Raw genomic sequence first — 23,098 nt, 5'->3', positions numbered from 1 at the left:
TATAGAAAATGTTATAACCAATAAATAATATACATTCTAGAGTTAATAGTAATCGATAATCGAGATTTGAATGTTCTAAGACGGTCTTTTATTGAAATAGAATTACGACACAAAAACAATCATTAACTTTTAAGAATATATTAGATCTGTTTCGAATTTTACTATTGATAAAAATCTGCTTCTAATTCTGGTTCCGGATCCTGTTGAGTTTTTATCATTTGCACTCCTTGACCAGTAGGATCTGCATACAGCACATGTGCAATCATATCCTGATGATCTGAAAACTCAGCATCCTGAAAAGTAAAAGTTTTACTGCCAGGAAACACCCAAGTATTAGATCCATTAAGCATATTTTGTATGGTTCCGGATTCGTTATTGATATACCCGCTAAGCCAATTTTTTAGATACCCTTGGATTTCACTTACCATGTTGTCAATAGTTCCTAAGCTTATAAATTTTGCCCAAGCTCCGGGATTTGGTTTTTCTGAAGTGTCTTTTAACGGATCTTGTGCCATGGTTACACTAATTTGTCCTTGTGCATTAACACCTATATTGTAATGTGTAGTCAAAGTGTACTGTGCCCAGTTTCCTTCGGTTACACCTCCGTCTATATTAAGGTGGCAATGTGCATTGAGCTTGGTGACATTTTTAATTTGAGTTCCCTCAAGGTAAATATCTGACGTTGCGGTATATTTCACACTATAATTCCCCCAATTAGGTACAAAGGTATCGCTATCAGAAGCCTCCTTTGTATAGCTATAGGATAATACATGAGAGCCTCCTGTTGGCATCAATTTATATTTATAAGGACCTTGCGTGGACTTAAAACCAGTAGTAACATTGGCTTTGATTAAATTCACATGGAATGAAACTGTTGGTTCTTTTGTAATTATACCAAGTGACGGAGATATTAGATTATTCAAAAAATCAGCAAAAACATTTCGATTGATCGCAACAGAGCCTGCAAACTTGCTTAGATTATTCTTTTCTACCCAATTCCAGGCAAAAGGCACCGCCGGAGGCATCGTATTGTCGTTAGCCATAATAAGATAATTCAATGTATACGCATCAAAATCTGTGGTTCCTTTTCCAGAGCTATCTTTGTAAGAAGAAACTACGAAATTAAGATCGGTAGGCACCAAGGATACATTTTTGGGAAAAGGGGTGTTTGAAACTACACCAAAACCGAGCATTATACCCCCATCTTTTGCTACTTCTCTAACATAAGAACCCAAGAAGACAGTAGATAAATAAACAAAGGCTTGCGAAGTTGGATTTAGGCCAACAACCTTAAAAGAGCTACTTAAAGCTGCGGTATTAAGATCAAAATATAATTGTTGTACACTAAACAAATTCTCACCTAAATTTTTGATTTCGTCTTGTATTTTTTTAGGTAATAGATGGAATTTATTAGTTACACTGTCTTTAATAAGATCTAAATCTACATTAAATTGAATTTGCCATGGGGCATCTGCCGTTGATTGATCCAGATTGATCCAGTTACTGCTACCATACATGTTGGCTTGTAAGTCGATTATCTTAAAGGTCTCGCATACCATATTATAGGTTACTGTAGATCCTTGTTGATTTAGCTCAACTATAGGTGGTATTTTGTCTAATGGAAAATTAGGAAGCCCAATTTTAATTTGAAAGGCAAACATAAATTTTTCCTGTATTAATGCCTTTATTTTTGGATCGGTATCCGGAGTATCGGCCGGAATCGTAAAAGGGTCAAAACCTAGTTTTTTTACCAAGGCACTATAATCAGTTAATACCGGTAACTTAGTACTTGGGTCATAAACATAGGCGCGGGTGAAAAGCTCCCCTTTGTATGAGGATAGCCATTCCATCATGGTAGCATTTACTGAAGTTTGTGTAACCGCTGTTACCATATCATACCCATAATGCGGATCGGATAAATAAGATTTTGTGTAACTCATTTTTTAAATTTTAAGAATTAATATTTTGTTTATTATTAGGGGTGATGTTACGTTATAGTTTATGATTAGGATAGAGTGTATAGACATCAGATAGAACCATCAGAATAACTCAACTTTTTATAAAATTAAACCTGACTAATTATCGAAAACCAGCCAGGTTTCCGGATTGAACTTTCTTAATATGAGATCAAACCATTTCCATTTCGTTGGGAGCACCCACAATAGCTTCGGCTGTTTGCAATCCTGAAGTGGCAACGTTAGCTACAACCATAACTGCAATCGGAATTTGCTTAGTCTCAGGGTCCGGATCATTCACAGCTACTGCATAGCTTATTCTACTGATATAAGAAGTAAGATTAGCAGTTTCATCAATAATCGCTGCGCTACGTGTACTGCTTGCCGGTTGTTGTGCTAGTTCATAAAAATGCCAGCAAGTACATGCCAAGGCGGGAATCACCAAAATACTATTAACAATGGCGCCCGTAGCGCGACCATCTGCCGCTTTTAAGATTTTCATCGTACCGCTAGCTGCACCGAATTTTTTTTGTGCCGGTCCACTGAATATGAGTTTGGCTAATATAACCGAGGCTGTCGTTGCCTTACTAACCCAGCTTACAATAGTATTTTTGACGGGTGCTTTAGGAACCAAAACACCTGCGATTCCATTAGTTCCGGCTGCTAGTACACCAAGGATTGCTGAAGGTATTGAGAAAGGATTTTCTCCTGTTTCAGCCTCTGCTTCGAATGTCGAAATAAAACAGGACATTAAAGTAAAGAAACCAGATGCTGCATGACCAGAAACAAATATTGCTGTTTTAGCGCTATCAGGAATGGTTATTAAATCTTTATTTGTGCTTCGCAAGTTTTGACCTTTAGCAAAGGCCTCTTCAATACTTTTCCATGTTTTGGCTGTTTTAAGGAACGTTGTGGTATTATTATCTGGAAAAGGAGCCGCTCCTTCGGCAATTTTATAGGCAAGAGTTACGGGCACGGCACTCACCCAGCAAAATAAGTCTAGAAAAGAAAGGCTCGGTATTCCAAAATCTTTTAGGATATCACTAACTACAGGAATATAAATATCTGTATCTAAAGCATCCAACACCGCGTTGATCAATTCATAAACGATATCGAGCATTGCATCGATCACGACTTCAGCACTTTCTAAAACTCCATCAGCTATAATAGCAATGATACGTTTGAGAATGGTACCAAGATCTAGTTTGTCATATTCAGTACTCAACGTTTTTAATTGATCAAATACAGCATCGATAACAACACTCTCTTTTTTTAAAGCTTCAATAAGGGTATCGATAAGCGAAGTTCCTGGGTTTAAAGGCCCATTAGAGTTCTTTTGAACGATATTCTGAGCATTATTAGTGGTATGAAATGATAATAGATTACCTGGCGCACTACTGTTTTTATTTGGTGTAGAACTAGAATTAGTTGGAGAAGAAGCTGCAGCACCAAGACCGTTCCAATCATCAATTCCTGCCCACCCATTGATAGTACTAACTAATTTATTGATTTGTTCATTGATTTCTTCTTTTACTACCTCTATTTGATCTGCTTCATGCTGCAAATAGTTTTTCAAAAGATTTTTTAAAACTTCTTTGGTGCGTGTAATATCTTTCCACTCGAACAAGAACTCCAAGAATTTTAATAAATCTTCAATGGCGACTTTAATGATGTTATACACCCAACGTACAGCTCCTGCGACAGCCTCGATTGTGTCAAGAACACCACGATAGAATTCTCCAGCAATTTTTACAATAAAATGCCAAATTCCGGTTATTTCATCTTTAACAATTTCTATGGTATGTTCAATACCAGATTTTAACCAATTAAAGATGTCGCCAATATCAGTGGCAATGGTACTTACTGTTTCACCTGATGACATTTGTAGAACTGGAATAGTGGTTTCACTTAGCATTACCCGTTTAGCCAGGTTGGTCGTAACGCTAGTGTATGCACTTGCTAAATTTTTGTTTGCAGAAGCAACACTTTCTAAATCTGCATCAGAAATACTTGTACTAATGAGTGGCTTAGTTGTTCCATCTGGATTTTTTATTACCGCATTTTTTAGTTTTTCTTTTGTGTCTAATGATACACTTTTTTCTATAGGGTTCTTCATAGGGTTGATGGTCACAGAGGCACCTCCCTTTTGTGATATAGTTATCGTTGTGCTGTCTAATCCTCCAATAGCCTCAACAATCGTAATGCTGCCTAGATTATCGCTGGTTACAGGAATTGGGGTTGCATTGACGTTATAATAAATATGATTGATATAAACAGGTATAGGCGAACTGGCAGCAACCAATACCTCGGTATTGGCAAGAGGGTTATTTTTTCCGTCATTTAATTGTACTCGTGTTGTATAAGAACTGAAAGAGTCGGCCTTAGCAGAAGGAGGTGCAGCCAAATGTATCTTTTGTGTATTCCATATACTGGTAGTAGGAGATTTAACACTAATATTCACAACATTATTAGCCGAAGAAAAAATGGTATTCGCGTCATCATCTTTATTGATAAAAGCAGATATCTTTGTAACATTTGTAATAATAGGTAAAGGCAAACTCCATTTTGTTGGATCTAATATATCAGCAATTTTACAGGAGGTATAAAAAACCTGATCTGCCCTATTAAGTCCCCAAATAATATATTCTGAATTTGATTTGAACGCATGTAGTTCTACCGCATCCTGAAAAAGTTCACTAGAATACACTTTTGTCCCAGTAGCATTGTCTTCTTGTTTATCTGCAGGGAATAGATACAATTCTGTATTAGCAGAAACGAATAAATCTGTAGTACCATCACCTGTATCGGCAACGGCAATGGCCGAAGCGCCTTTTGGCATTTTTAATCTGGTAATAGTAGGCGGTGCAGATCTGTCAAAAGGATTGTATAGTGGTGCGTATAAAAGTTCTTCAACGCCACCTATACTTCCCAATGTATAGGTTCCATCCACTCGCTGACCGGTCTTACGTCCGATACGTGTTTGTACTCCTGGATCCAGATCCCCACCAATCACCATTGGATTCCAATATGTCCCAGTTGTTTTTTTTGGATCTATGTAATAGCGTTTCAAAAAATTGCTTGGAGGTGTAAATGAAGATTCTGATATGTCAACAACAAGATATTCTCCCAAAGAACTGTTAGAAATGAAGATATCTGCAATATTTGGAGAAATACCTTTATGAGAAGGATCATCATACGGCATTACGGTCCAGACAATGTCTGAAGTAATACTTCCTTGTTTATTAGAGTGTCCTAGAGAAATATATAAAGTGTCTTTATTGTCGGCGGTAATCACAACCATCAAATCTATTTTTCCGTTTGATGGATTCTCGGCTACAGCAAAATCTTTGACTGTAGCGTTTGATAATAAAAGTTTGGATAAGTTTCCGCTTAAATCAACCTCTTGCCATCCTGTGGCATCTTGTCCAGAGCTTTGTTGTATTAGATAAAATACTCCATCTGTACCGATAGAAAATAGTAGAGCCTCTCCTAAGTCGGTTTGTAGAGCCTGAAATTTTTTTTGTGGAGAAATTACTTCAGATTGTTTGTAATTTCTCATGAGTTCTGTAGAGTATGTAATATTCATGACAAAAATTTTTATAGTGTGAATAGTATCGTTTGCTATATAAAGTTATGTCCTGAATATTCTCGATAGGTAGAAAAATCCCTTAGCGAGAAAAAAAAGGGTATAAGCGTTTAAAATTTAATCATAGAATATTTTTAGTAAAAAAATGAATCTTAGAATTCTTTTATTTCATTAATAAGAGTTTCTTTATCTTTAAAGAAAAAGGAATACTTTGTGTTTATAACTATTGAATATACAGTCACCGCTATCGTTTGTTTAATTTCAGCTGTGGTGATTCAGCGTATTTTTAGTAAAGAAAAGCTTCGAGGAGCTGATCAAAATGCTATTGAAGGAATCAAATGGTTTGGATTAGCAATATTTGTTTGGGGGCTAGGAGCTTTAGTCAACCTGGTATTGGTTACCTGGTTAAAATGGCCGGCTACCAATAAAATTTTGATTTACTTTGGTGTTCTCGTTTCTCTTGCTAACTCTTTGTTTATAATCTTATCACTTCCATCAATAGAACATCAACAAAAGCCTGGGATTTTAGTCCGGTTGGTGCAACGATTTAGTATTAGAGAATTTGTGGGTGTGTATTGTGGGGTTTTGGGGATGATAGCTTTCGTTTTTATTGCTTCTTCATATGGAAACGAAGAAATAAGTAATAACTTCATTTGGCTTATAGATATACCTATTTCGATTTTGGTGGCAATTTCATTATTGTTTGAGTTAAACAAGGCTTTTAAAGGAAGACAGATGAAATTTATGTACTTACCGACTTTGGTGTTATTTGTTTTGATAATTGTAGCCGTGTCGCATAGAATTATTCCTCAGGATAAAGTTTTACAATTTATTGACCAGCAATTCTGGAGTGTTTTAGGAAGTATAACGGCAATCTCTTTCAAATTTCTTTTCATTTTACTGTTTTCAATTCTATTATATAGTTGGAAATTCCTTTCAGAAAAAGAACAACAACAAAATCTTGCTCAAAAACTGGAAGTTCAAAATACTAAATTGAATAAGGCTATTGAGCAATTGGAATTGGCCAATGAAAGCCATTTGGATACCATAAAATCATTGAAAAGAAATTTGAAAGTACTAAAAGAGACGGCTAAAATTGAGTTTTCAGAACGACAAAAAGAAGTTTTAGGGTATTTGGCGCATTATGGAGATGATAAATCCTATACCGAAATTGCTAAGGAGATGCACATCAGTGTTGACGGGTTTCAAACCCATATTCATCAAATCAAAAAGATGCTTAACATAAGTGGATCAAGTGGAAAAGAACAATTAATAAAATTTGCAAAAGCAAATAATTTCCTCAAATATACTTCACTAAAAGATGATGCTTAACCGCATGGTTAACCACTTAATCATTGAAATTTGAGCACTACGTAACCTTTTATCGCAACCATTTTTCTGGCAATTTGGCAAGAAAATTTAATAATGATATTTTCTTCTCTTATTTCGGAACAAAGTTTTGATGAACAAATTAATGAAGCTTTTGGAAATGCCACAAGCTGGTTTGTAGATGCTATATTAGCACAAATACCAATTACAAAATCTGTTGGTATTCCGTGGGTATTATTAATCTTGCTAGGTGGTGCTACATATTTTACAATCTATTTCAGATTTATTAATATAAGAAGTTTTTATACTGCCATACAGGTAATTCGTGGAAAATTTGATGTTTTAGAAAACCATTCTGAAGAAAAAAAAGGGGAAAATTCTGCTCATGGAGAGGTAAGTCATTTTCAGGCATTAACTACGGCCGTTTCAGCAACAGTGGGACTAGGTAACATTGCTGGAGTTGCTATTGCATTATCTATAGGAGGCCCGGGAGCCACATTTTGGATGATTCTCATTGGGTTGTTGGGAATGTCTTCAAAATTTGTAGAGTGTACATTGGGTGTTGCATACCGAGAGATTGATACAAAAGGTAAAGTATACGGCGGACCAATGTATTATCTACAAAAAGGGTTGCAGGAAAAGGGGTTGGGTAAATTAGGAAAAGTACTTGCTATAATCTTTTCTATAATGTGTATTGGGGGTTCTTTTGGTGGAGGAAATATGTTTCAGGCAAATCAGGCATTCAAGCTATTTGAACATGTTGTTCTTTCACAAAATTCGTTATTGTATGGTCAAGGATGGGTTTTTGGAGTGGTTATGGCAATAATGGTAGGAGTAGTCATTATAGGCGGGATAAAAAAAATAGCTAGTGTTACTGATAAAGTGGTTCCTGTTATGGTAGTTATTTACATTTTGGCAGTCTTAAGTATTTTGATAATCAATTGGCCCAAAATTCCCGAGGCAATCCAAACTATATGGGATGGAGTATTTCATCCTGAAGGTGTTGTTGGTGGTATTATTGGGGTGTTGATTCAAGGTTTTAGACGAGGGGCATTTAGCAATGAAGCAGGAATAGGGAGTTCTTCTATTGCGCATAGTGCGGTAAAAACCAAATTCCCGGCAAGTGAAGGGCTAGTTGCTTTATTAGAACCTTTTATAGATACTGTAGTGGTATGCACTATGACCGCCTTGGTGTTAATAATTACAGGTCAGATTAATACCGGTATAGAAATTAACTCGGAACAAGGAGTTTTGTTAACATCATCGGCACTAGAAAGTGGTATTTCATGGTTTCCTTATCTTCTCACTATCGCTGTTATTTTATTTGCCTTTTCTTCTATGATTTCCTGGTCTTATTATGGATATCAGGCATGGAGCTATTTATTTGGAAGAGGTAAACGAACCGAGTATGTATATAAGTTCATTTTTTGTTGCTTTACAGTTATAGGGGCTGCAGCTACGTTAAATGCAGTAACAGATTTTAGTGATGCTATGGTTTTTGCTATGATGGTTCCAAATATGATTGGATTGTTTATGCTAAGCCCAAGGGTGATGAAGGAGTTAAAAAAATATAAATCAAACATTTCAAAAATAATGTAATAGTTAGAAATAGGTTAAATTGTAGATGTTTTTTCGATTTTTTTTATATTTAAAGAAACACAAACATCATGCGAAAATTACTCCTGGGATTACTCATTACTACATTTTCTTTTGCCCAACAAAACCAAATAAAAGTTTTGGTAGGTGGCACTTTAATTGATGGTTATGGGTCGAAGCCTATTCAGAATAGTGTAATTATTATTGAAGGGGAAAAAATAAAAGCAGTAGGTACGACTAAAACATTAAATATTCCAAAAGATGCAGAAGTAATTTCTACCGAGGGAATGTCAGTACTACCGGGACTTTGGGATATGCATGTGCATACTATGATTAATGGTCATGCAGATTATTCATATTGGGATAAAACGTATCCCCCATTATTAGAAAATGTAATTATGCCGGCTTCGGCAGAACAATTGTTAATGGCGGGAGTTACTAGCGCTCGTGATTTGGGAGGACCTCTTAAGGAAAGTATCTCTGTAAGAGATCGTATTAATAAAGGTGAAATTCCTGGCGCTACATTATATGTGTCTGGGCCTTTTATTCAAAAGAAACCTTATCCTGGTACAGAAGCTTTTAGATGGGGGATAAATGGGGCAGAAGATGCTAGAAAAAAAATCAAAAAATTAGCTAATGCTGGGGTCGACTGCGTTAAACTTATAGACCAGGATCAAATGACCAATGATGAGTTACAAGCCGTTGTGGACACCGCTCATGAATATGATTTAAAAGTAGTCGCCCATGGGCACAGGCCACAAGAAATTAGAATGGGACTTAAAGCAGGAGTAGATTGTTTTGAGCATACAGGTTTATCTTCTGCTCCTCGATATCCAGATGATGTGATACAGGCCATTCGGGAGCGCACGGCACAAATGAATCTTGGCCCTTTGTACTGGTGCCCTACAGTTGAAGGGTTGTATAATTATGAATATGTAAGGGATAATGGAGAACATCTGGATAATGATTCTTGGCACCGGGGGCTACACGATACCATTGTAGCAGATATAAAAAATAGTTTTAAACATAAGGATCGATTACCCTATTTTCAATTAACCCCAATCAGGAAACCAACATTGCAAACCAAAATAGAACAATTAATGGATGCTGGAGTTGTTTTAATGATTGGAACGGATAGCGGTATCCCCATGAAATTTCATAGCCAATCTACCTGGAACGAATTAGATGTTTGGGTAAACGAGTTCGGAATTGATCCTATGTATGCAATTCGAGCGGCGACGTATTGGCCTTCCTTATGGATGGGCGTAGCAGATGAGGTTGGAACGGTTACCGAAGGTAAATATGCCGATATTATTGCGGTAAAAGGTGATGTATTAAGACATGTAAGCATTTTACAAAATGTAAATATTGTTATAAAACACGGAAAAAGATATAAATGAGACTGTTAATAGTTATTGTTATACTACATGTTGGCATTCTGGGGAATTCACAACCTAATTTTGAAAAAGGAAAGATTGTGGATTCAATACCAATTGAAGTAAATAGTAAAGAGACATTTGCATTATATCTGCCAACCTCTTTTGAGCCTTCAAAGCTTTCTCCTGTTGTGTTTATTTTTGAACCTGCAGCAAGAGGAAAAATTGGCATTAAACCATTTATTGAAGCTTCAGAAAAGCATGGACACATATTAATTTGCTCAAATAATTCGCGCAATGGACCCTATGCTAAAAGTTTTGATATTGCTAATAGATTATTCAAATATGCACTTGCCAATTTTAATATTGAAAAAGACTTGGTGTTTTTGGCCGGATTTTCAGGAGGATCACGATTAGCTTCCGCAATAGCGGTATTAACAAATCAGATAGCAGGTGTTATAGCATGTGGAGCGGGATTCTCTTTAGAACCATCCCACAGACCCTCTATCCAAAAGTTTTCATATGCCGGTATTTGTGGAGATCAAGATATGAATTATACCGAAATGATTCGGGCAAAAGGGTATTTACAGAAATTTAATTTTTCAAATACCCTGTTTATATATCCGGGAGACCATAAATGGCCACCATCAGAACAAATTACAAGAGCATTTGACTGGCTAGAAATACAGTCTCACTTGAAAGGGATAGCAACCAAAACCCAGACAGAAATTGTAAAAAGCTATGTAAAAAATTATGAATTTGCATATGCCGCAGAAACTAACAATAAACATATCAAGGCAGTAGAAAATTATGAACGTATTCTCACGACTTATGGTACTATTTTACAATTAGATAGTATTGGTTCCAAGCTTAAAAAAATATTGAAAAGTAAAGAATATAAAACTTCATTAAAATCAATATCTAAAGCTTTTGACAAGGAAGACAAATTGACCAAGATGTTTTATGAGCGTTTTAATGAGGATTATCCCAATCCCGATAATAGTGATCTTAATTGGTGGAGAAAAGAACTTGATAAGTTAAAGAAGACAGAAGATCAGGAAATGAACAAAATGGTTACTAGACTTCGATATAAAATTTTTGCAATGGCTTTTTCAAGAACTAATCCTAACCTGCACCAATCCTCTGACAAACAAAAACAACTTTGCAGAGATATTTGTAAGATTGTTTACCCTAGATTTAAATAATTCTTTACAGCGTCATAATCCAGGTGTGCTGAAGATGCTTAAACTTTTTAAGTTCTTTGCGCAGCAATGCCAGAAACTCTTTTCCATTACTTTCTGTTTGTTCAAGACGTTCGCAATTTTTGTAGAGTTTATTGGTGATGTGTATTAAAGAATTAGCCTGCTTTATACGGTCATCTTGAAATGTTTGATTTTCGGCCTTAATAATTCTTGGAGCCAGAGCATCAGATTGCCTAATGATATCACCAGTAAAATAGATGTGAGAGTCTTCTTCTCCATTATCTTGTAATGAGGTCATATCATGAATCAAGTAGTTCGAAATACTTCTCGAAAGCGTAAATATTTCAAGTGCTTTTTGATATAATCGGGTATTTCTGGGTCGTTTCCTCATAACAATTTTGGTCTTCCAAAAATAATGCTATTTTAGGTAATTTTTGTTTTGAATTTAAAGCAGATAGCAGTTTTTGATTTAATTATTAATTATAAATCTTATTTTTGATTTAAAAACCAAGAGAAATGAAGATCGATACCACAAATTGGGAGATTTTGCAATGTCTGCAACAAAACGCAAGGTTATCCAATGCAGAAATAGGAAGAAAAGTAGGGTTAAGTTCGCCAGCTGTGGCCGAAAGAATAAAAAAAATGGAAGATTATGGAGTTTTAGAAGGGTATAAGGCAGAGGTTTCATATACAAAGACAGGATATCAATTAAAGGCGATAATCACACTACGAGCTTTTATGGGAAGATTAAAACCCTTTATGTTAAAGGTAAAAGAGTTTAATGAGGTGCTTAATTGTTATAGAATTACCGGAAACGAAAATATCATTATGGAAGTCGTGCTGCGAGATCAGATACATTTACAAGGTTTTATAGATAGATTAATTACCTACGGAGAAGTTAAAACACATATCATTCTTTCTAATTTGATAGAAAACAACCCAATAATCGATCAGATAGGTTTGAATGACCTGGAGTTATGATTTTTTTGGCATAAGATTTGTTACTATATAAGTAAGGGATAATCTACATCTTGTGTGAGGACATTAGTTTGGGAAACTAAAGATAGTACAAGGGATAGATAAAAAACATCTGAATTTGTTCAGATGTTTTTTTTTACCTTTATACTATAGTGAATATGGTGCGTTTTTTGATACAACTATAAATAAATTAAGTCTATCGTGCACGTAGTTTTTCTTTACCGATATTTTGTTATAACTTTTCTTTTTTTACACTTTTTTGGGTATAGCCAAAATGAGTTAGCCCTTAAAAAAGGAATTGTTATAGACTCGTTACGAGTTTCTCAATCTGATGATCATTTTTATAGTGTTTATTTGCCTAGAAATTTTGACATGAATAAAAGTTGGCCGGTTTTATTTGGTTTTGACTCCAAAGGAAGGGCCAGTAATATAACAAGGTTGTATCGAGAGGCTGCCGAAGAATTTGGATACATAATTGCAGTAAGTAATTTTCTAGAAGATCAATCTCTAGAAGAAAAGACAAAATATCTTCCGGTTTTTATGGATCATATTTTTTCACTTTTCCCAATTCAACAAGGTAGAGTATACGTTACAGGAATAGATGAAGATGCCAGGTTAATGAGTTTGTTACCTGTGTTTTATAGAAACAAAGTGTTTGGGGTTATTACAATTGGAGATAGTCATTACTATGATTCCCGGATAAAAATGGGAAAAAACTTCTCTTATTTTGGTGTTCTAAATACTAATAATCATAGATTAAGGGATTTTCAACGAAACGCAGCCTACCTTAAAAGAAGGGGAGTAGAAGCAGATATCTTAAGTTATGAAGGCCCTTCAGAATATCCCTATCCAAAACTTTTAAAAAAGCCGCTTTCAACATTTACACTGCAAGGAATGTTAAAAGGTAGAATGCCCAGGGACTCTGTTTGGGTTGAAAACTTGTTTCAAAAAGAACTAAAACAAGTTGAAATAGAATTAAGAAAGGGGAAATTTCTGTATGCTCTTGAAGAAGTAAAAAGGATAAGAAACAAATATCATTTGTTTTTTGATACAAACGATTTGAGAGAAAAAGAAAAACAAATCAAAAGAAAAAAAGGATATAGAAAAGAGAAGAGGTTATATACAAAATATGTAAACAAAGAAAGTTACTACAGGCAGACATACGTGTTCTTACTTGAAGAGGATATGGTAGAAAAGAAATATGAAAACCTGGGTTGGTGGCATTACCAAATGTCTGAACTTGATAGCATCTTAGTGAAAAAAGAGAAATATGCCAAGGATATGGTACATCGAGTGAAAGGGTTTCTTAAGCACTCTATAAACGATTATAAAACTAAACTATCTCATAAACCTAAAGATTTTGAAAAAAAGATCTTTCTGAATATACTTAGTACTATAGTAGATAAGAAAGATTATAACTCTTATTTTTCAATAATTTCTTTAAGTACTCAAGATATGGATTATGAAACCGCATTGTTTTATTTAGAGAAATTACTCGAAAATGATTTTAAAGACCTGGATGCGCTTTATAATATTGAAGGAACTTTACCCTTAAGAATAACCAAAGAATATAACAATTTGATTAAAAAACATTTGGGATCTTCTAGGTATTTCTTTTCAAAATAAAATGAAAATGTTAAATTTTGTGTATTTCGTCGATTATTTATGTTTTTTATCGTTATTATTTTTGGTTTTACAATTATTTTACATTAAATTTACTTCATCTTAAAAATACTTGGTGTATCGCCCAAAACTAACATTTTATACTGTGTGACGATACGGATTTAGAATATTAGTTTGGAATACATCAGGGACAAATTAGGTGTGAGGACATTAGTCAAAAAGACCCCAAATCTTGAAGCTAAAGAGAGTACGTAATTTGCCCTAAAAAATCAAAAGCATTCTGGCCCCAAAGGAATGCTTTTTTTTATTTTTTACCAGGTAGTGGTTGTTATTGGCAAACTTTTTCTGCGAGCCTTATTTTATTGAAAAAATGCAATTTTTGTGTATTTCATCGATTATTTATGTTTTTTATCGTTTTATTTTTTGGTTTTACAATATTTTTGCATTACATTTATTACATCTTAAAAAATACTTGATGTATCGCCCAAAACTAACATTTTAAACTGTATGACGATACGATTTAAAATATTAGTTTGGAATACGTCAGGGACAAATTAGGTGTGAGGACATTAGTCTAAAAGACCCCGAATCTTGAAGCTAAAGAGAGTGCGTAATTTGCCCTACAAATAGAAGTGTCTGCCAGTAAAGCAGGCACTTTTTGTTTTATAAAATTATTTAATGATCAAATGTGGAACGTTTTCAAGGTTCCAGTCTATTACTAGTCCACCTGCAAGGGACTTGGCTATTTCTTTTCCATAAAGATATTCGCATAAATATAAAGCGGCTTCAAAACTTTTGGCTCCACCGGCAGAGGTTATGTATTTTCCGTCATGAACAAACAAAACCTCTTTTCTAATATCTAATTCAGGAAACATCTCTTTCATTTTATCAATGTCACTTGGGAAAGTAGTAGAAACCTTTTTGTCAAGAATACCTGCTTTTGCAAGTACAAAAGCTCCATCACAATGCGAAGTCATGTACATGGCTTTTTTGTCGACATTCTTTACAAAATCAATCATGGTTTTATCATCAAGGTCGGTATCCAAATGGTGTTCTGCACTCGGGACTACCAAAATATCAATTTGAGGGATTGAATCTTTTATATAGTTAAAATCGGGAATAATCTTCACACCTTCGAATGTAGTGATTGGATCATCTGTATTGGCTACTGTAAAAACATTCATCTGTTTTATATTTTTACGATATTGTGTATGTTGAAAAATATCATATGGAGCCGTAAACTCGGTATTATAAGTTCCATCCATAATTAAAAAGGCAACATTATATCGATTAGGGGCTAATTTAGGAAACTCCTTTTTTTTAACTTCAACTTGTTCAAAGTTTGATTTAATCTCTTTTTTGGTTTCAGTACAACCAAACAAAAATATTAGACTAAGTAGATAAATTAATTTTTTCATGTGTAGTATTTTAATCTTTTAAAAGTGTATATTTTTCTTGCTTAAGTTTTTTCTTTACAAATAAGAGTAATCCTATGCCTATGCTCGAAATTAGTGACATAACAATCCAACTATTGTCATATCCAAAATTATCGATAAGTTGCATTCCTGAATTATGTCCAAAAATATGTGCAGCAGAAAATGACATACTATATAAACCCATATACGCACCTTGTTTTCCTTTTTTGGATCTCTCTAGCGCAAATGCATTTCCAAAAGGAAAGGCTACCATTTCTCCTAAAGTGGCTATGGCCATTCCAATAATTAAAACTCCCGACCATGGGGTTATCAATAAAAGTATAAAACTAATCCCAGTAAGAATAAAGCCATTGATTACATTGCCTAGCTTTGAAATACTTGTTTTTTCAAGATAAGCAATTAGCGGCATTTCAAATAAAAAGATCAAAATTCCATTGAATGCAAGTAGCAAACCGATTTTTTCCTCAGAAAGATGATGTACTTCTTTATAATATAATGGCATTGTCGAGAAATACTGCACAAAAACAAAGCCGAATAACACAAGTGCGATTAAAAAAAATATATAAATGCCATCTTGATAAGCAGGAGTGGGATTATCGATAATAACCTCTTTGTCTAGTTCTCTTGCCTTTTTTGGATGTAGTGTCTGTATCATCACCAAGCCAGCTATTATACAGGTAATACCATCAATCCAGAACAATCCATGATAACCAATAGTTGCAATAATTATTCCTCCTAACGCTGGTCCGGCCGAAAATCCAAGATTAATGGCTAATCTAATGAAGGTGAGCGATCTAGTTTTGTTTTCTGGTTTGCTATAGGCACTAAGCGCTACAAAAAATGCTGGTCTGGCAGCATCGGCAATAGCGATAAGAATAAAGAAACTTATACAGATACTCCAAAAACTAGAGAAATATTGAACGATTAAAAATGAGGTTCCGGTAAGGATTAATGAACCTAGAATTACTTTGTAATATCCTATTTGGTCGCTTAATTTACCTCCCAACCAAGCTCCAAAAAAAGAGCCCAGACCGAAACTCGTCATGATCCATCCGACTTGTTCTAATGAAAAGCTGCGATTATCAGTAAGATAGAGGGATAAAAAAGGAATTACCATGGCTCCGGCTCTATTAATTAGAGTAATAAGAGCAAGCCACCATACTTCTTTTGATAACCCGGAAAATGAGTTGATATAATGAAGTAAAATTCTAAACAAGAGATTAAAATTTGTGTTGATTCAAGTAAATAGTTGGTAAAAGTAGGTTTTTATGCATTATTTGGATACAATTTTTTTAAAATTCGATAGTTAACTCATTGTAAATTGTACTTTTGCAAAAAAATAAGGGAGTGTTTAGATTATTTTTCGTTTTTGTTTTTTTCTTTGGAAATCTTCTGGCTCAGGATCCTTCTGATGTTCGAAGAATACTTACGTTTCAAGATGATTTGAATAAAGAATTTGCTTCTGAAGAAAAATCCCCATTACTACCTAAAGATTTAAAACAGTTTAAGACATTGGATTTTTTCAAAATAGACACTTCATATTGTATACGTGCAAAATTTGTTCGTACGCCATACGAAACTCCTTTTATAATGAAAACCACTACGGGCAGAGAACCTTTATATGTAAAGTATGGTGAAGCCCATTTTATAATGAATGAGAAGAATGTTGTTTTGAACATATATCAAAATCAAGGGCTTAAGGCGCAACCTGAATATGAGGATTACTTGTTTCTTCCTTTCACAGATTTAACCAACGGTGAGCAAAGTTACGCAGGAGGACGTTTTATTGATCTTAAAATACCCGAAGGAGATTTGATTTTGATTGATTTTAATACGGCATATAACCCGTATTGTGCCTACAATGATAGATATTCTTGTCCCATACCACCCCAGGAAAATCATCTGGATTTTAAAATAGTGGCTGGAGTAAAAAAATATAAAAAGTATCCCGATAACGAATAAAAAAACGCCTACCTTTTGGTAGACGTTTTTACCTTAAACTAACAATATATTAGATCGAAATATATTAGAATTTGTATACTGCCCCTAGTACAAAAGATGATAAGCTTTTTGTTAATTCACCATCATTATCTGTAAAGGAGTCTTCAGATGCAGAATCAACTCTTAATTCTGGCTTTAAAGTCAAATCCCCAATATCATAGCTTCCTGTAAGGGTAGCGGCAAAAACACTTCCGTCACCTTCAGTATCAACACCAAATGGAGTAGATATATCGGTACCGTCTATTACTACTAAACCACCATTATATTGAGCAAAGTATTCTCCTCTTAATCCAAGAGTAAATTTTTCTGAAGTTTTGTATTGTGGGTATAAAGCTACACCATAAAACCCTGCAGCGTCACCATCTTCTTGAGGCTCTGTGGAAAGGTAGGTTGCATTAATACCAAGATAAAAATCTTCTGCAACATCCCATCCAGTGGTTAAATCAGCCTGAAATGTTGGACCTACCTCTCCTGGTTCACCTTCATTTCCATATCTAAAGTTAAGATATGCGCTTCCTTTATCTGCAGAATATCCTAATTGAGCTCCAACGATATAAGTGTCAAACGGATTATTTTCGGTATAATCTGTAGGGTTCATAACGGCAAGCATGGCAGACCATTTTTCGCTAAGCACAAAATCGGCTTTTAAACCAGTATGAGAAAAAGGTCCGTAAGAGAACATATACGACGTAGAGTAGTTAAAGTTACCTGTTGGTGAAATGACCTCGTACCCTAAAAAGGTATTGAAGTTTCCAAAAGTTAATGTTACTTTTTCAGAAACATTCCAGTAGGCATACAATTGATTTACGATTTGAGCAGAATCATCAGAATTGAATACTGCATCTTCTCCTCTTTGTCCGAAAACTAAGTCTGCGACAAAACCAACTTTGTCTCCCTCATATCCTAAAATTACATTTGCCATACCAAGTGCAAAACCACTTTCATTGGCAAAAGATGTTCCCGGAGCTACTGAATTGTCATTGGGCGCTCCAATATTATATCTGTAGTACCCATCTACAGATCCACTAACAGAGAAGTTGTCGAACCAATTTTTTTCTTTTTCTTCTTCTTCTTCCTGAGCTACTATAGAAAAGCTTGCAAAAGCTAAAGCAAAAAGACATGCTTTTTTAAGAAAATTTGTTACGGTTTTTGTTTTCATAATAAACATTAATTATTTGTAATTGTTTTTAATTGGTACCGTAAAACTATGTTAAAAGAATGTTACCCCAATATAAAATAGGGTGTATGGCTTAATTTTTATGTTTTTTTGATTTTTTACCCCAAAAAAATTAGGGTTTTATTTTTATAAGGAAGTATTTTGAGAATATAAAAGTCGTTGTAGCAGAGTTTTTAACTTATCGCTACAGTAAAAAAAATTGAAATGATAAAAAATAAGTGAGTAAATTGAAAATTAGTTAAGAGCTTCCTTGTCTTTTTCTCCAGTTCTAATTCGAAATGTGTTTTGTATATCTGAAACAAAGACTTTTCCATCACCAACTTCGCCAGTCTTGGCGGCTTCGATAATGGTTTGGATAGTTTTTTCTTCAAATTCATCAGATACTACTATAGATAAGTATCTCCTTTGTATATCGGTAGTGCTATATGAAATCCCTCTATAGACTTGCCCTTTTTTCTCATTTCCAACACCTGTAACATCCCAATACGTGAAAAAATTCACCTCGATCTCATGCAATGCATCTTTTACTGCTTTAAATTTTGATTTTCGGATTATGGCTTCAATCTTTTTCATGTTGGAATAAAGTAATTTAGTATTTCTGCGTTTATTTTGAGATAAACATACCTAAAAATACAAAAAGGAATCCAATTATAAATGATCCAATAGTATAGATAAAAAAGTTTATGAGATCACCAGATTTTAAAAGCACATGATTTTCATATGCAAAGGTAGAGAATGTAGTAAAACCTCCGCAAAAACCGGTGGCCAGAAAAACTACAGTATTTTGTGATAAGGTATTGTTTTTGAGCGCAAGCCCAAGAATGATTCCTATAAAAAGACTCCCTAGCACATTAGCAGTAAAGGTCCCGTACGGAATACCTGTTGTACCGCTATTAAGATATTTGCTGATAAGGTAACGAGCGATACTTCCTGTTCCTCCCCCTATAAATACTAATAGTAGTTGCTTCATTACTTATTAAAGTAAAACTGCACTTCAACGAGAGTCAAAATGCAGTTTATCAATTTTTTATTTAATTGGAATATAGATTTCTGTAACCCATTCTGCAGGATTAGGTTGTAACCCTGGGTCTACGCGATACACTTCAAACGCAGGAGATTTTTCTTCTGCTTCCAACCCGTTATCGGCAATGTATTTATATCCAGCTTCCCAGGCTTCCTTTAGGTTTATGTAATCACCTTTAAGAGTAGTCTTTACAGCTTTTTGTTTTGGTAAGAAGTCACAAAGAATGTCACTGTCTTTTGGAGTGACCACTTTATCTCTTGTAGGAATTGCAGAAGAGAAAATAGCAGTACCTTGTTCTTCATTATAGTTATTGTAAATGGTGAATGGCATTCCGGTTTGCGGAAGGTTGTTTTCTCTCATATATGAATTAACTGCCGGTAACATTTGAGCCATTTTTTCGGGAATCGCAGCTATAGATGAAGCAGTTGCGCTATACATATAAAAACCTCCACCGTATTCTGTGGCACCATCTACATTGATAGTGTATTTGGACATGGCTTCTTTTGTATAATTATCAAGTTTTTCAAGACCACGTTGATACATAGGTCTCAGCATTTGAGAAACAGTGCTGTCCTGTGTTGCCCAAAAGGCCTTCTCCATAAAAGATTGTTTCCCTTTCATTCCCCAGGTAACCTTTGTTTTCTTTCCTTCGATTTTTTCAAACTTCCAGTAAACATCGCTGTTACTCTCTCCCATTGGGGTAACAAAAGTGATTTTTTGATCGATACTGGCAAAGGGTACCGCTTTTAATGTTTTCATTTTTCCATCACCCTGGATTTCACTTTTCCAGCTATAAGAAGCTCCTTCACCACTGGTTTGGGTAGCATACTCCATAATTAAATCGTCGGATTCGTCCATCCAAGGCCCCCATTTTTCCCAAGTTTTATATTCATTTATTGTATTAAATAATAATTCGTCTGGAGCCTCGATTACCCTACTTTCTTCTACCTGAAATTCACCATCGATTGTTGCAACATATACAGCCCCTCCAATTACCACTAATAATAATAGAAAAAATAAATACTTAATTATTTTCATGTTAGTTAGTTTAGATTGTTTGATCAGCTAATATAACTAATTTTTGCGTCCTATTATTTTATTACATTTGCCGAAACAATTAATTATTCAATATGAAACTCAATAAAATATTATTTTTTATAGCTATTGCTTTTACAGTTATAGCTTGTAAAAAAGATCCAAAAGTTCAAGATCAGATAGATAAACAAGAGCAGGTTGTTGCTGAAGAAAAGTTTGAATATGTTGTAGAACAGTTTGCTGATTTGAAGATTTTGCGATATAAAATTCCAGGCTGGGATAATCTTAGCTTAAAAGAACAAAAACTTGTGTATTATCTTACGCAAGCTGGTTTAAGCGGAAGAGATATTATGTGGGATCAGAACTATCGACATAACCTTGCAATTCGCAAGGCTTTAGAAAAGATTTATACTTCGTACGACGGAGACAAAAATTCGAAGGACTGGAAAGCTTTTGAAACTTACGTAAAGCGAGTTTGGTTTTCAAACGGAATTCACCATCACTACAGTAATGATAAAATCAAACCTGAGTTTGGTCAAGATTATTTCAGTTCTCTTTTGGCAGCTACAAGTACAGAGGTTTCAAAAGAAGTTTACGAGGTGATTTTTAATGATGCAGATGCCAAAAAAGTAAACCAGGCCAAAGGAATAGACAATGTAGCTTTATCGGCGGTTAATTTTTATGGGCCTGGAGTAACCAATGCAGATGTTGAGTCTTTCTATGGAAAAATGAAATCTCCTAATCCAGAAAAACCGTTGTCCTATGGTTTAAATTCTCAATTGGTTAAAGAAAACGGAGAGCTAAAAGAGCGTATTTATAAATCGGGTGGACTATATGGTTCTGCAATTGATGAGATTATTAAATGGCTTGAGAAAGCAAAAGAAGTTGCCGAAAATGAAGCGCAAGGTGATGCTTTAGGACTGCTTATCGAGTATTACAAAACCGGTAGTTTACAAACCTGGGACGATTATAACGTTGCTTGGACAGCGGCTACCGATGGCAATATAGATTACATAAACAGTTTTATTGAAGTTTATAATGATCCATTGGGGTATAGAGGTTCTTATGAGACTATTGTACAGATCAAAGATTTTGATATGTCAAAAAAGATGGCCGTATTATCTGAGAATGCACAATGGTTTGAAGATAATTCTCCGTTAATGGAAGAGCATAAGAAAAAGAATGTTGTAGGTGTTACATATAAGGTTGTAACTGTGGCTGGAGAAGCTGGAGATGCATCACCAAGTACACCAATTGGGGTTAATCTTCCCAACGCAAATTGGATTAGAGCTGCCGTAGGATCTAAATCGGTTTCTCTGGGAAATATTATTAATGCATACAATAATGCTGGTGGATCAGGACGTTTAAAAGAATTCGTTCATGATCAGGAAGAATTTGAGCTTGAAGAAAAATATGGTCAATTAGGTGATAAGTTACATACCGCATTGCACGAGGTAGTTGGACATGCTTCTGGACAATTAAATCCAGGAGTAGGAGAGACCAAAGAAACTTTGAAGAATTATGCCTCTACCATGGAAGAAGGTCGTGCTGATCTGGTAGGACTATATTATTTAATGGATCCAAAGCTTCAAGAACTTGGTTTAGTAGAGGATTGGGAAAAAGTGGGTAAAGCTGCATATGATGGTTATATCAGAAATGGATTAATGACACAATTAATTCGTTTGAATCTTGGTGACGATGTCGAAGAAGCCCATATGAGAAACAGACAATGGGTAAGTGCCTGGGCTTTTGAGCAAGGTGCAAAAGAGAATGTGATTGAAAAGGTGACTAGAGAAGGGAAAACGTATTATAATATAAACGATTATAAAAAGTTAAGAGAAATCTTTGGAAGATTACTTCGCGAAACACAGCGTATCAAATCTGAAGGAGATTATAAAGCCGCTGAAGCTTTGGTAGAAGGTTATGGAGTAAAAGTAGATCAAGCATTACATGCTGAAATATTAAAACGTAATGAACAATTCACGTCTGCTCCATATAGTGGTTTTGTGAATCCAGTATTAGTGCCAGAGATGGATGAAAATGGCGAGATTACCAAAATCAAGGTTACACAACCTAAAGATTTTGCAACACAAATGTTAGAGTACAGCAAGACATACAACTTCTTGCCTGAGGTGAATTAAGTAATAAACGTTAATTATACAAAACCAAATAAACCCCAAAGGTTTTCAAAACCTTTGGGGTTTTGTGCCTTAAAGAATAATGTATTAGACTATTATTTCATAGGTAAAATTAATTATTTGAATCTTAATTTTCATGAATTTTGGTACTGCCAATTAATAACTGGAGACTTTACTCATCTATTGACCAACTATAAACTAAAGAAGCATCTCCGGCTACTCCATTTTCAACGTCTTTCAAAATTTCACCTAAATCCCTGGTAGATTTTCTAGTATGATAAAGTCGTATATGAACATTTAATTCTCTGTTTTCTGGAAGTTCCCGACTTAAAACAAAAAGACCCTCAGATCCAATACTTTCAGTGTCAAACTGAAAGCTGTTGTTATGGCGTCTACTTAATTCAAAGGGCTGTGTAGGTAATGTAGTAACGATCATCTTGTCATTCTCGGTAAGATGATCTGCCATAATAACAAAATATGGTTTCCACTTTTTTTTGGCCGATGGATACAAACTTCATCTATTTCTAATCTTACTCTTGGCATGACTTTTATTATTTGATGAATACTGATGAAATATTACCTAACAATCATTCACAAAAACATACCCATTGTAGTTATTTAAAAAAGCTCTTTCCAAAAGAA

At 34.7% G+C, this 23,098-nt stretch carries 18 protein-coding genes; 8 read left to right on the top strand and 10 right to left on the bottom strand.

Annotated features, from left to right (window positions below):
* Positions 1-161 precede the first annotated feature (161 nt).
* Together U6A24_RS03960 and U6A24_RS03955 are read right to left on the bottom strand one after the other, a co-directional pair.
* Complete coding sequence (locus U6A24_RS03960; protein ID WP_324178642.1) at positions 162-1,940, bottom strand: hypothetical protein; 1,779 nt, start codon at positions 1,938-1,940, stop codon at positions 162-164.
* A gap of 187 nt (positions 1,941-2,127) precedes the next feature.
* Positions 2,128-5,541, bottom strand: coding sequence for a hypothetical protein (locus U6A24_RS03955; RefSeq protein ID WP_324178641.1), 3,414 nt, complete (start codon positions 5,539-5,541; stop codon positions 2,128-2,130).
* A gap of 213 nt (positions 5,542-5,754) precedes the next feature.
* On the opposite strand from U6A24_RS03955, the gene U6A24_RS03950 reads away from it, so the two are divergent.
* The 4 genes from U6A24_RS03950 to U6A24_RS03935 all read left to right on the top strand — a co-directional run bounded on the left by U6A24_RS03950 (position 5,755) and on the right by U6A24_RS03935 (position 11,047).
* On the top strand, positions 5,755-6,873 hold the full coding sequence (locus U6A24_RS03950; protein ID WP_324178640.1) for a sigma factor-like helix-turn-helix DNA-binding protein: 1,119 nt from the start codon (positions 5,755-5,757) through the stop codon (positions 6,871-6,873).
* Positions 6,874-6,966: 93 nt separating this feature from the next.
* The gene (locus tag U6A24_RS03945; RefSeq protein WP_324178639.1) at positions 6,967-8,469 is read left to right on the top strand and encodes an alanine/glycine:cation symporter family protein; all 1,503 of its coding nucleotides are present in this window, start codon (positions 6,967-6,969) and stop codon (positions 8,467-8,469) included.
* Positions 8,470-8,537: 68 nt separating this feature from the next.
* On the top strand, positions 8,538-9,866 hold the full coding sequence (locus U6A24_RS03940) for an amidohydrolase family protein (RefSeq protein WP_324178638.1): 1,329 nt from the start codon (positions 8,538-8,540) through the stop codon (positions 9,864-9,866).
* Positions 9,863-11,047, top strand: coding sequence for a hypothetical protein (locus U6A24_RS03935; protein ID WP_324178637.1), 1,185 nt, complete (start codon positions 9,863-9,865; stop codon positions 11,045-11,047). Before U6A24_RS03940 ends, U6A24_RS03935 begins: the two co-directional genes overlap by 4 nt.
* 4 nt (positions 11,048-11,051) lie before the next feature.
* Here the strand turns inward: U6A24_RS03935 and U6A24_RS03930 are convergent, their stop codons facing one another.
* On the bottom strand, positions 11,052-11,435 hold the full coding sequence (locus U6A24_RS03930; RefSeq protein ID WP_324178636.1) for a hypothetical protein: 384 nt from the start codon (positions 11,433-11,435) through the stop codon (positions 11,052-11,054).
* A 125-nt stretch (positions 11,436-11,560) separates the two neighbouring features.
* Here U6A24_RS03930 and U6A24_RS03925 point away from each other — a divergent pair, with 125 nt between their 5' ends.
* Together U6A24_RS03925 and U6A24_RS03920 are read left to right on the top strand one after the other, a co-directional pair.
* Complete coding sequence (locus U6A24_RS03925; RefSeq protein ID WP_324178635.1) at positions 11,561-12,025, top strand: Lrp/AsnC family transcriptional regulator; 465 nt, start codon at positions 11,561-11,563, stop codon at positions 12,023-12,025.
* A gap of 369 nt (positions 12,026-12,394) precedes the next feature.
* Complete coding sequence (locus U6A24_RS03920) at positions 12,395-13,648, top strand: hypothetical protein (protein ID WP_324178634.1); 1,254 nt, start codon at positions 12,395-12,397, stop codon at positions 13,646-13,648.
* A gap of 668 nt (positions 13,649-14,316) precedes the next feature.
* On the opposite strand, the gene U6A24_RS03915 is transcribed toward U6A24_RS03920, so the two are convergent.
* The gene (locus U6A24_RS03915; RefSeq protein WP_324178633.1) at positions 14,317-15,063 is read right to left on the bottom strand and encodes a DJ-1/PfpI family protein; all 747 of its coding nucleotides are present in this window, start codon (positions 15,061-15,063) and stop codon (positions 14,317-14,319) included.
* Between the two features lie 10 nt (positions 15,064-15,073).
* Positions 15,074-16,297 (bottom strand): MDR family MFS transporter, encoded by a 1,224-nt coding sequence (locus U6A24_RS03910; RefSeq protein ID WP_324178632.1) that lies wholly within the window; start codon positions 16,295-16,297, stop codon positions 15,074-15,076.
* A gap of 131 nt (positions 16,298-16,428) precedes the next feature.
* Between U6A24_RS03910 and U6A24_RS03905 the strand changes: the two genes are divergently transcribed.
* The gene (locus U6A24_RS03905) at positions 16,429-17,043 is read left to right on the top strand and encodes a DUF1684 domain-containing protein (RefSeq protein ID WP_324178631.1); all 615 of its coding nucleotides are present in this window, start codon (positions 16,429-16,431) and stop codon (positions 17,041-17,043) included.
* A 64-nt stretch (positions 17,044-17,107) separates the two neighbouring features.
* On the opposite strand, the gene U6A24_RS03900 is transcribed toward U6A24_RS03905, so the two are convergent.
* From U6A24_RS03900 to U6A24_RS03885, 4 genes are all read right to left on the bottom strand, one after another.
* Positions 17,108-18,241: a porin gene (locus U6A24_RS03900; protein ID WP_324178630.1), complete on the bottom strand. Its 1,134-nt coding sequence runs from the start codon at positions 18,239-18,241 to the stop codon at positions 17,108-17,110.
* A 252-nt stretch (positions 18,242-18,493) separates the two neighbouring features.
* Positions 18,494-18,832 carry a P-II family nitrogen regulator gene (locus U6A24_RS03895; RefSeq protein ID WP_324178629.1) on the bottom strand — a complete coding sequence of 113 codons (339 nt, stop codon included), beginning with the start codon at positions 18,830-18,832 and terminating at the stop codon, positions 18,494-18,496.
* A gap of 31 nt (positions 18,833-18,863) precedes the next feature.
* A complete protein-coding gene (gene crcB / locus U6A24_RS03890; RefSeq protein WP_324178628.1) occupies positions 18,864-19,229 on the bottom strand; it encodes a fluoride efflux transporter CrcB in 366 nt (121 codons plus the stop codon).
* A 57-nt stretch (positions 19,230-19,286) separates the two neighbouring features.
* Positions 19,287-20,321, bottom strand: coding sequence for an SRPBCC family protein (locus U6A24_RS03885; protein ID WP_324178627.1), 1,035 nt, complete (start codon positions 20,319-20,321; stop codon positions 19,287-19,289).
* Between the two features lie 92 nt (positions 20,322-20,413).
* Between U6A24_RS03885 and U6A24_RS03880 the strand changes: the two genes are divergently transcribed.
* Entirely contained in the window at positions 20,414-22,459 is a 2,046-nt protein-coding gene (locus U6A24_RS03880; protein ID WP_324178626.1) for a dipeptidyl-peptidase 3 family protein, read from the top strand.
* A gap of 169 nt (positions 22,460-22,628) precedes the next feature.
* Here the strand turns inward: U6A24_RS03880 and U6A24_RS03875 are convergent, their stop codons facing one another.
* Positions 22,629-22,922 carry a hypothetical protein gene (locus U6A24_RS03875; protein ID WP_324178625.1) on the bottom strand — a complete coding sequence of 98 codons (294 nt, stop codon included), beginning with the start codon at positions 22,920-22,922 and terminating at the stop codon, positions 22,629-22,631.
* Between the last annotated feature and the right edge of the window lie 176 nt (positions 22,923-23,098).

The sequence above is a fragment of the Aquimarina gracilis genome (assembly GCF_035285365.1).
Lineage (GTDB): Bacteria > Bacteroidota > Bacteroidia > Flavobacteriales > Flavobacteriaceae > Aquimarina > Aquimarina gracilis.
The sequence above is the reverse complement of the archived record's forward strand: the minus strand, read 5'-3'. Positions and strand labels throughout refer to the sequence as shown.

What these genes read in the sequence shown, in the direction of transcription:
- U6A24_RS03960 (WP_324178642.1), bottom strand. Translation starts at nt 1,940, where the DNA reads ATGAGTTACACAAAATCTTATTTATCCGATCCGCATTATGGGTATGAT.
- U6A24_RS03955 (WP_324178641.1), bottom strand. Translation starts at nt 5,541, where the DNA reads ATGAATATTACATACTCTACAGAACTCATGAGAAATTACAAACAATCT.
- U6A24_RS03945 (WP_324178639.1), top strand. Translation starts at nt 6,967, where the DNA reads ATGATATTTTCTTCTCTTATTTCGGAACAAAGTTTTGATGAACAAATT.
- U6A24_RS03940 (WP_324178638.1), top strand. Translation starts at nt 8,538, where the DNA reads ATGCGAAAATTACTCCTGGGATTACTCATTACTACATTTTCTTTTGCC.
- U6A24_RS03935 (WP_324178637.1), top strand. Translation starts at nt 9,863, where the DNA reads ATGAGACTGTTAATAGTTATTGTTATACTACATGTTGGCATTCTGGGG.
- U6A24_RS03930 (WP_324178636.1), bottom strand. Translation starts at nt 11,435, where the DNA reads ATGAGGAAACGACCCAGAAATACCCGATTATATCAAAAAGCACTTGAA.
- U6A24_RS03925 (WP_324178635.1), top strand. Translation starts at nt 11,561, where the DNA reads ATGAAGATCGATACCACAAATTGGGAGATTTTGCAATGTCTGCAACAA.
- U6A24_RS03920 (WP_324178634.1), top strand. Translation starts at nt 12,395, where the DNA reads ATGAATAAAAGTTGGCCGGTTTTATTTGGTTTTGACTCCAAAGGAAGG.
- U6A24_RS03915 (WP_324178633.1), bottom strand. Translation starts at nt 15,063, where the DNA reads ATGAAAAAATTAATTTATCTACTTAGTCTAATATTTTTGTTTGGTTGT.
- U6A24_RS03900 (WP_324178630.1), bottom strand. Translation starts at nt 18,241, where the DNA reads ATGAAAACAAAAACCGTAACAAATTTTCTTAAAAAAGCATGTCTTTTT.
- U6A24_RS03895 (WP_324178629.1), bottom strand. Translation starts at nt 18,832, where the DNA reads ATGAAAAAGATTGAAGCCATAATCCGAAAATCAAAATTTAAAGCAGTA.
- crcB (WP_324178628.1), bottom strand. Translation starts at nt 19,229, where the DNA reads ATGAAGCAACTACTATTAGTATTTATAGGGGGAGGAACAGGAAGTATC.
- U6A24_RS03885 (WP_324178627.1), bottom strand. Translation starts at nt 20,321, where the DNA reads ATGAAAATAATTAAGTATTTATTTTTTCTATTATTATTAGTGGTAATT.
- U6A24_RS03880 (WP_324178626.1), top strand. Translation starts at nt 20,414, where the DNA reads ATGAAACTCAATAAAATATTATTTTTTATAGCTATTGCTTTTACAGTT.
- U6A24_RS03875 (WP_324178625.1), bottom strand. Translation starts at nt 22,922, where the DNA reads ATGGCAGATCATCTTACCGAGAATGACAAGATGATCGTTACTACATTA.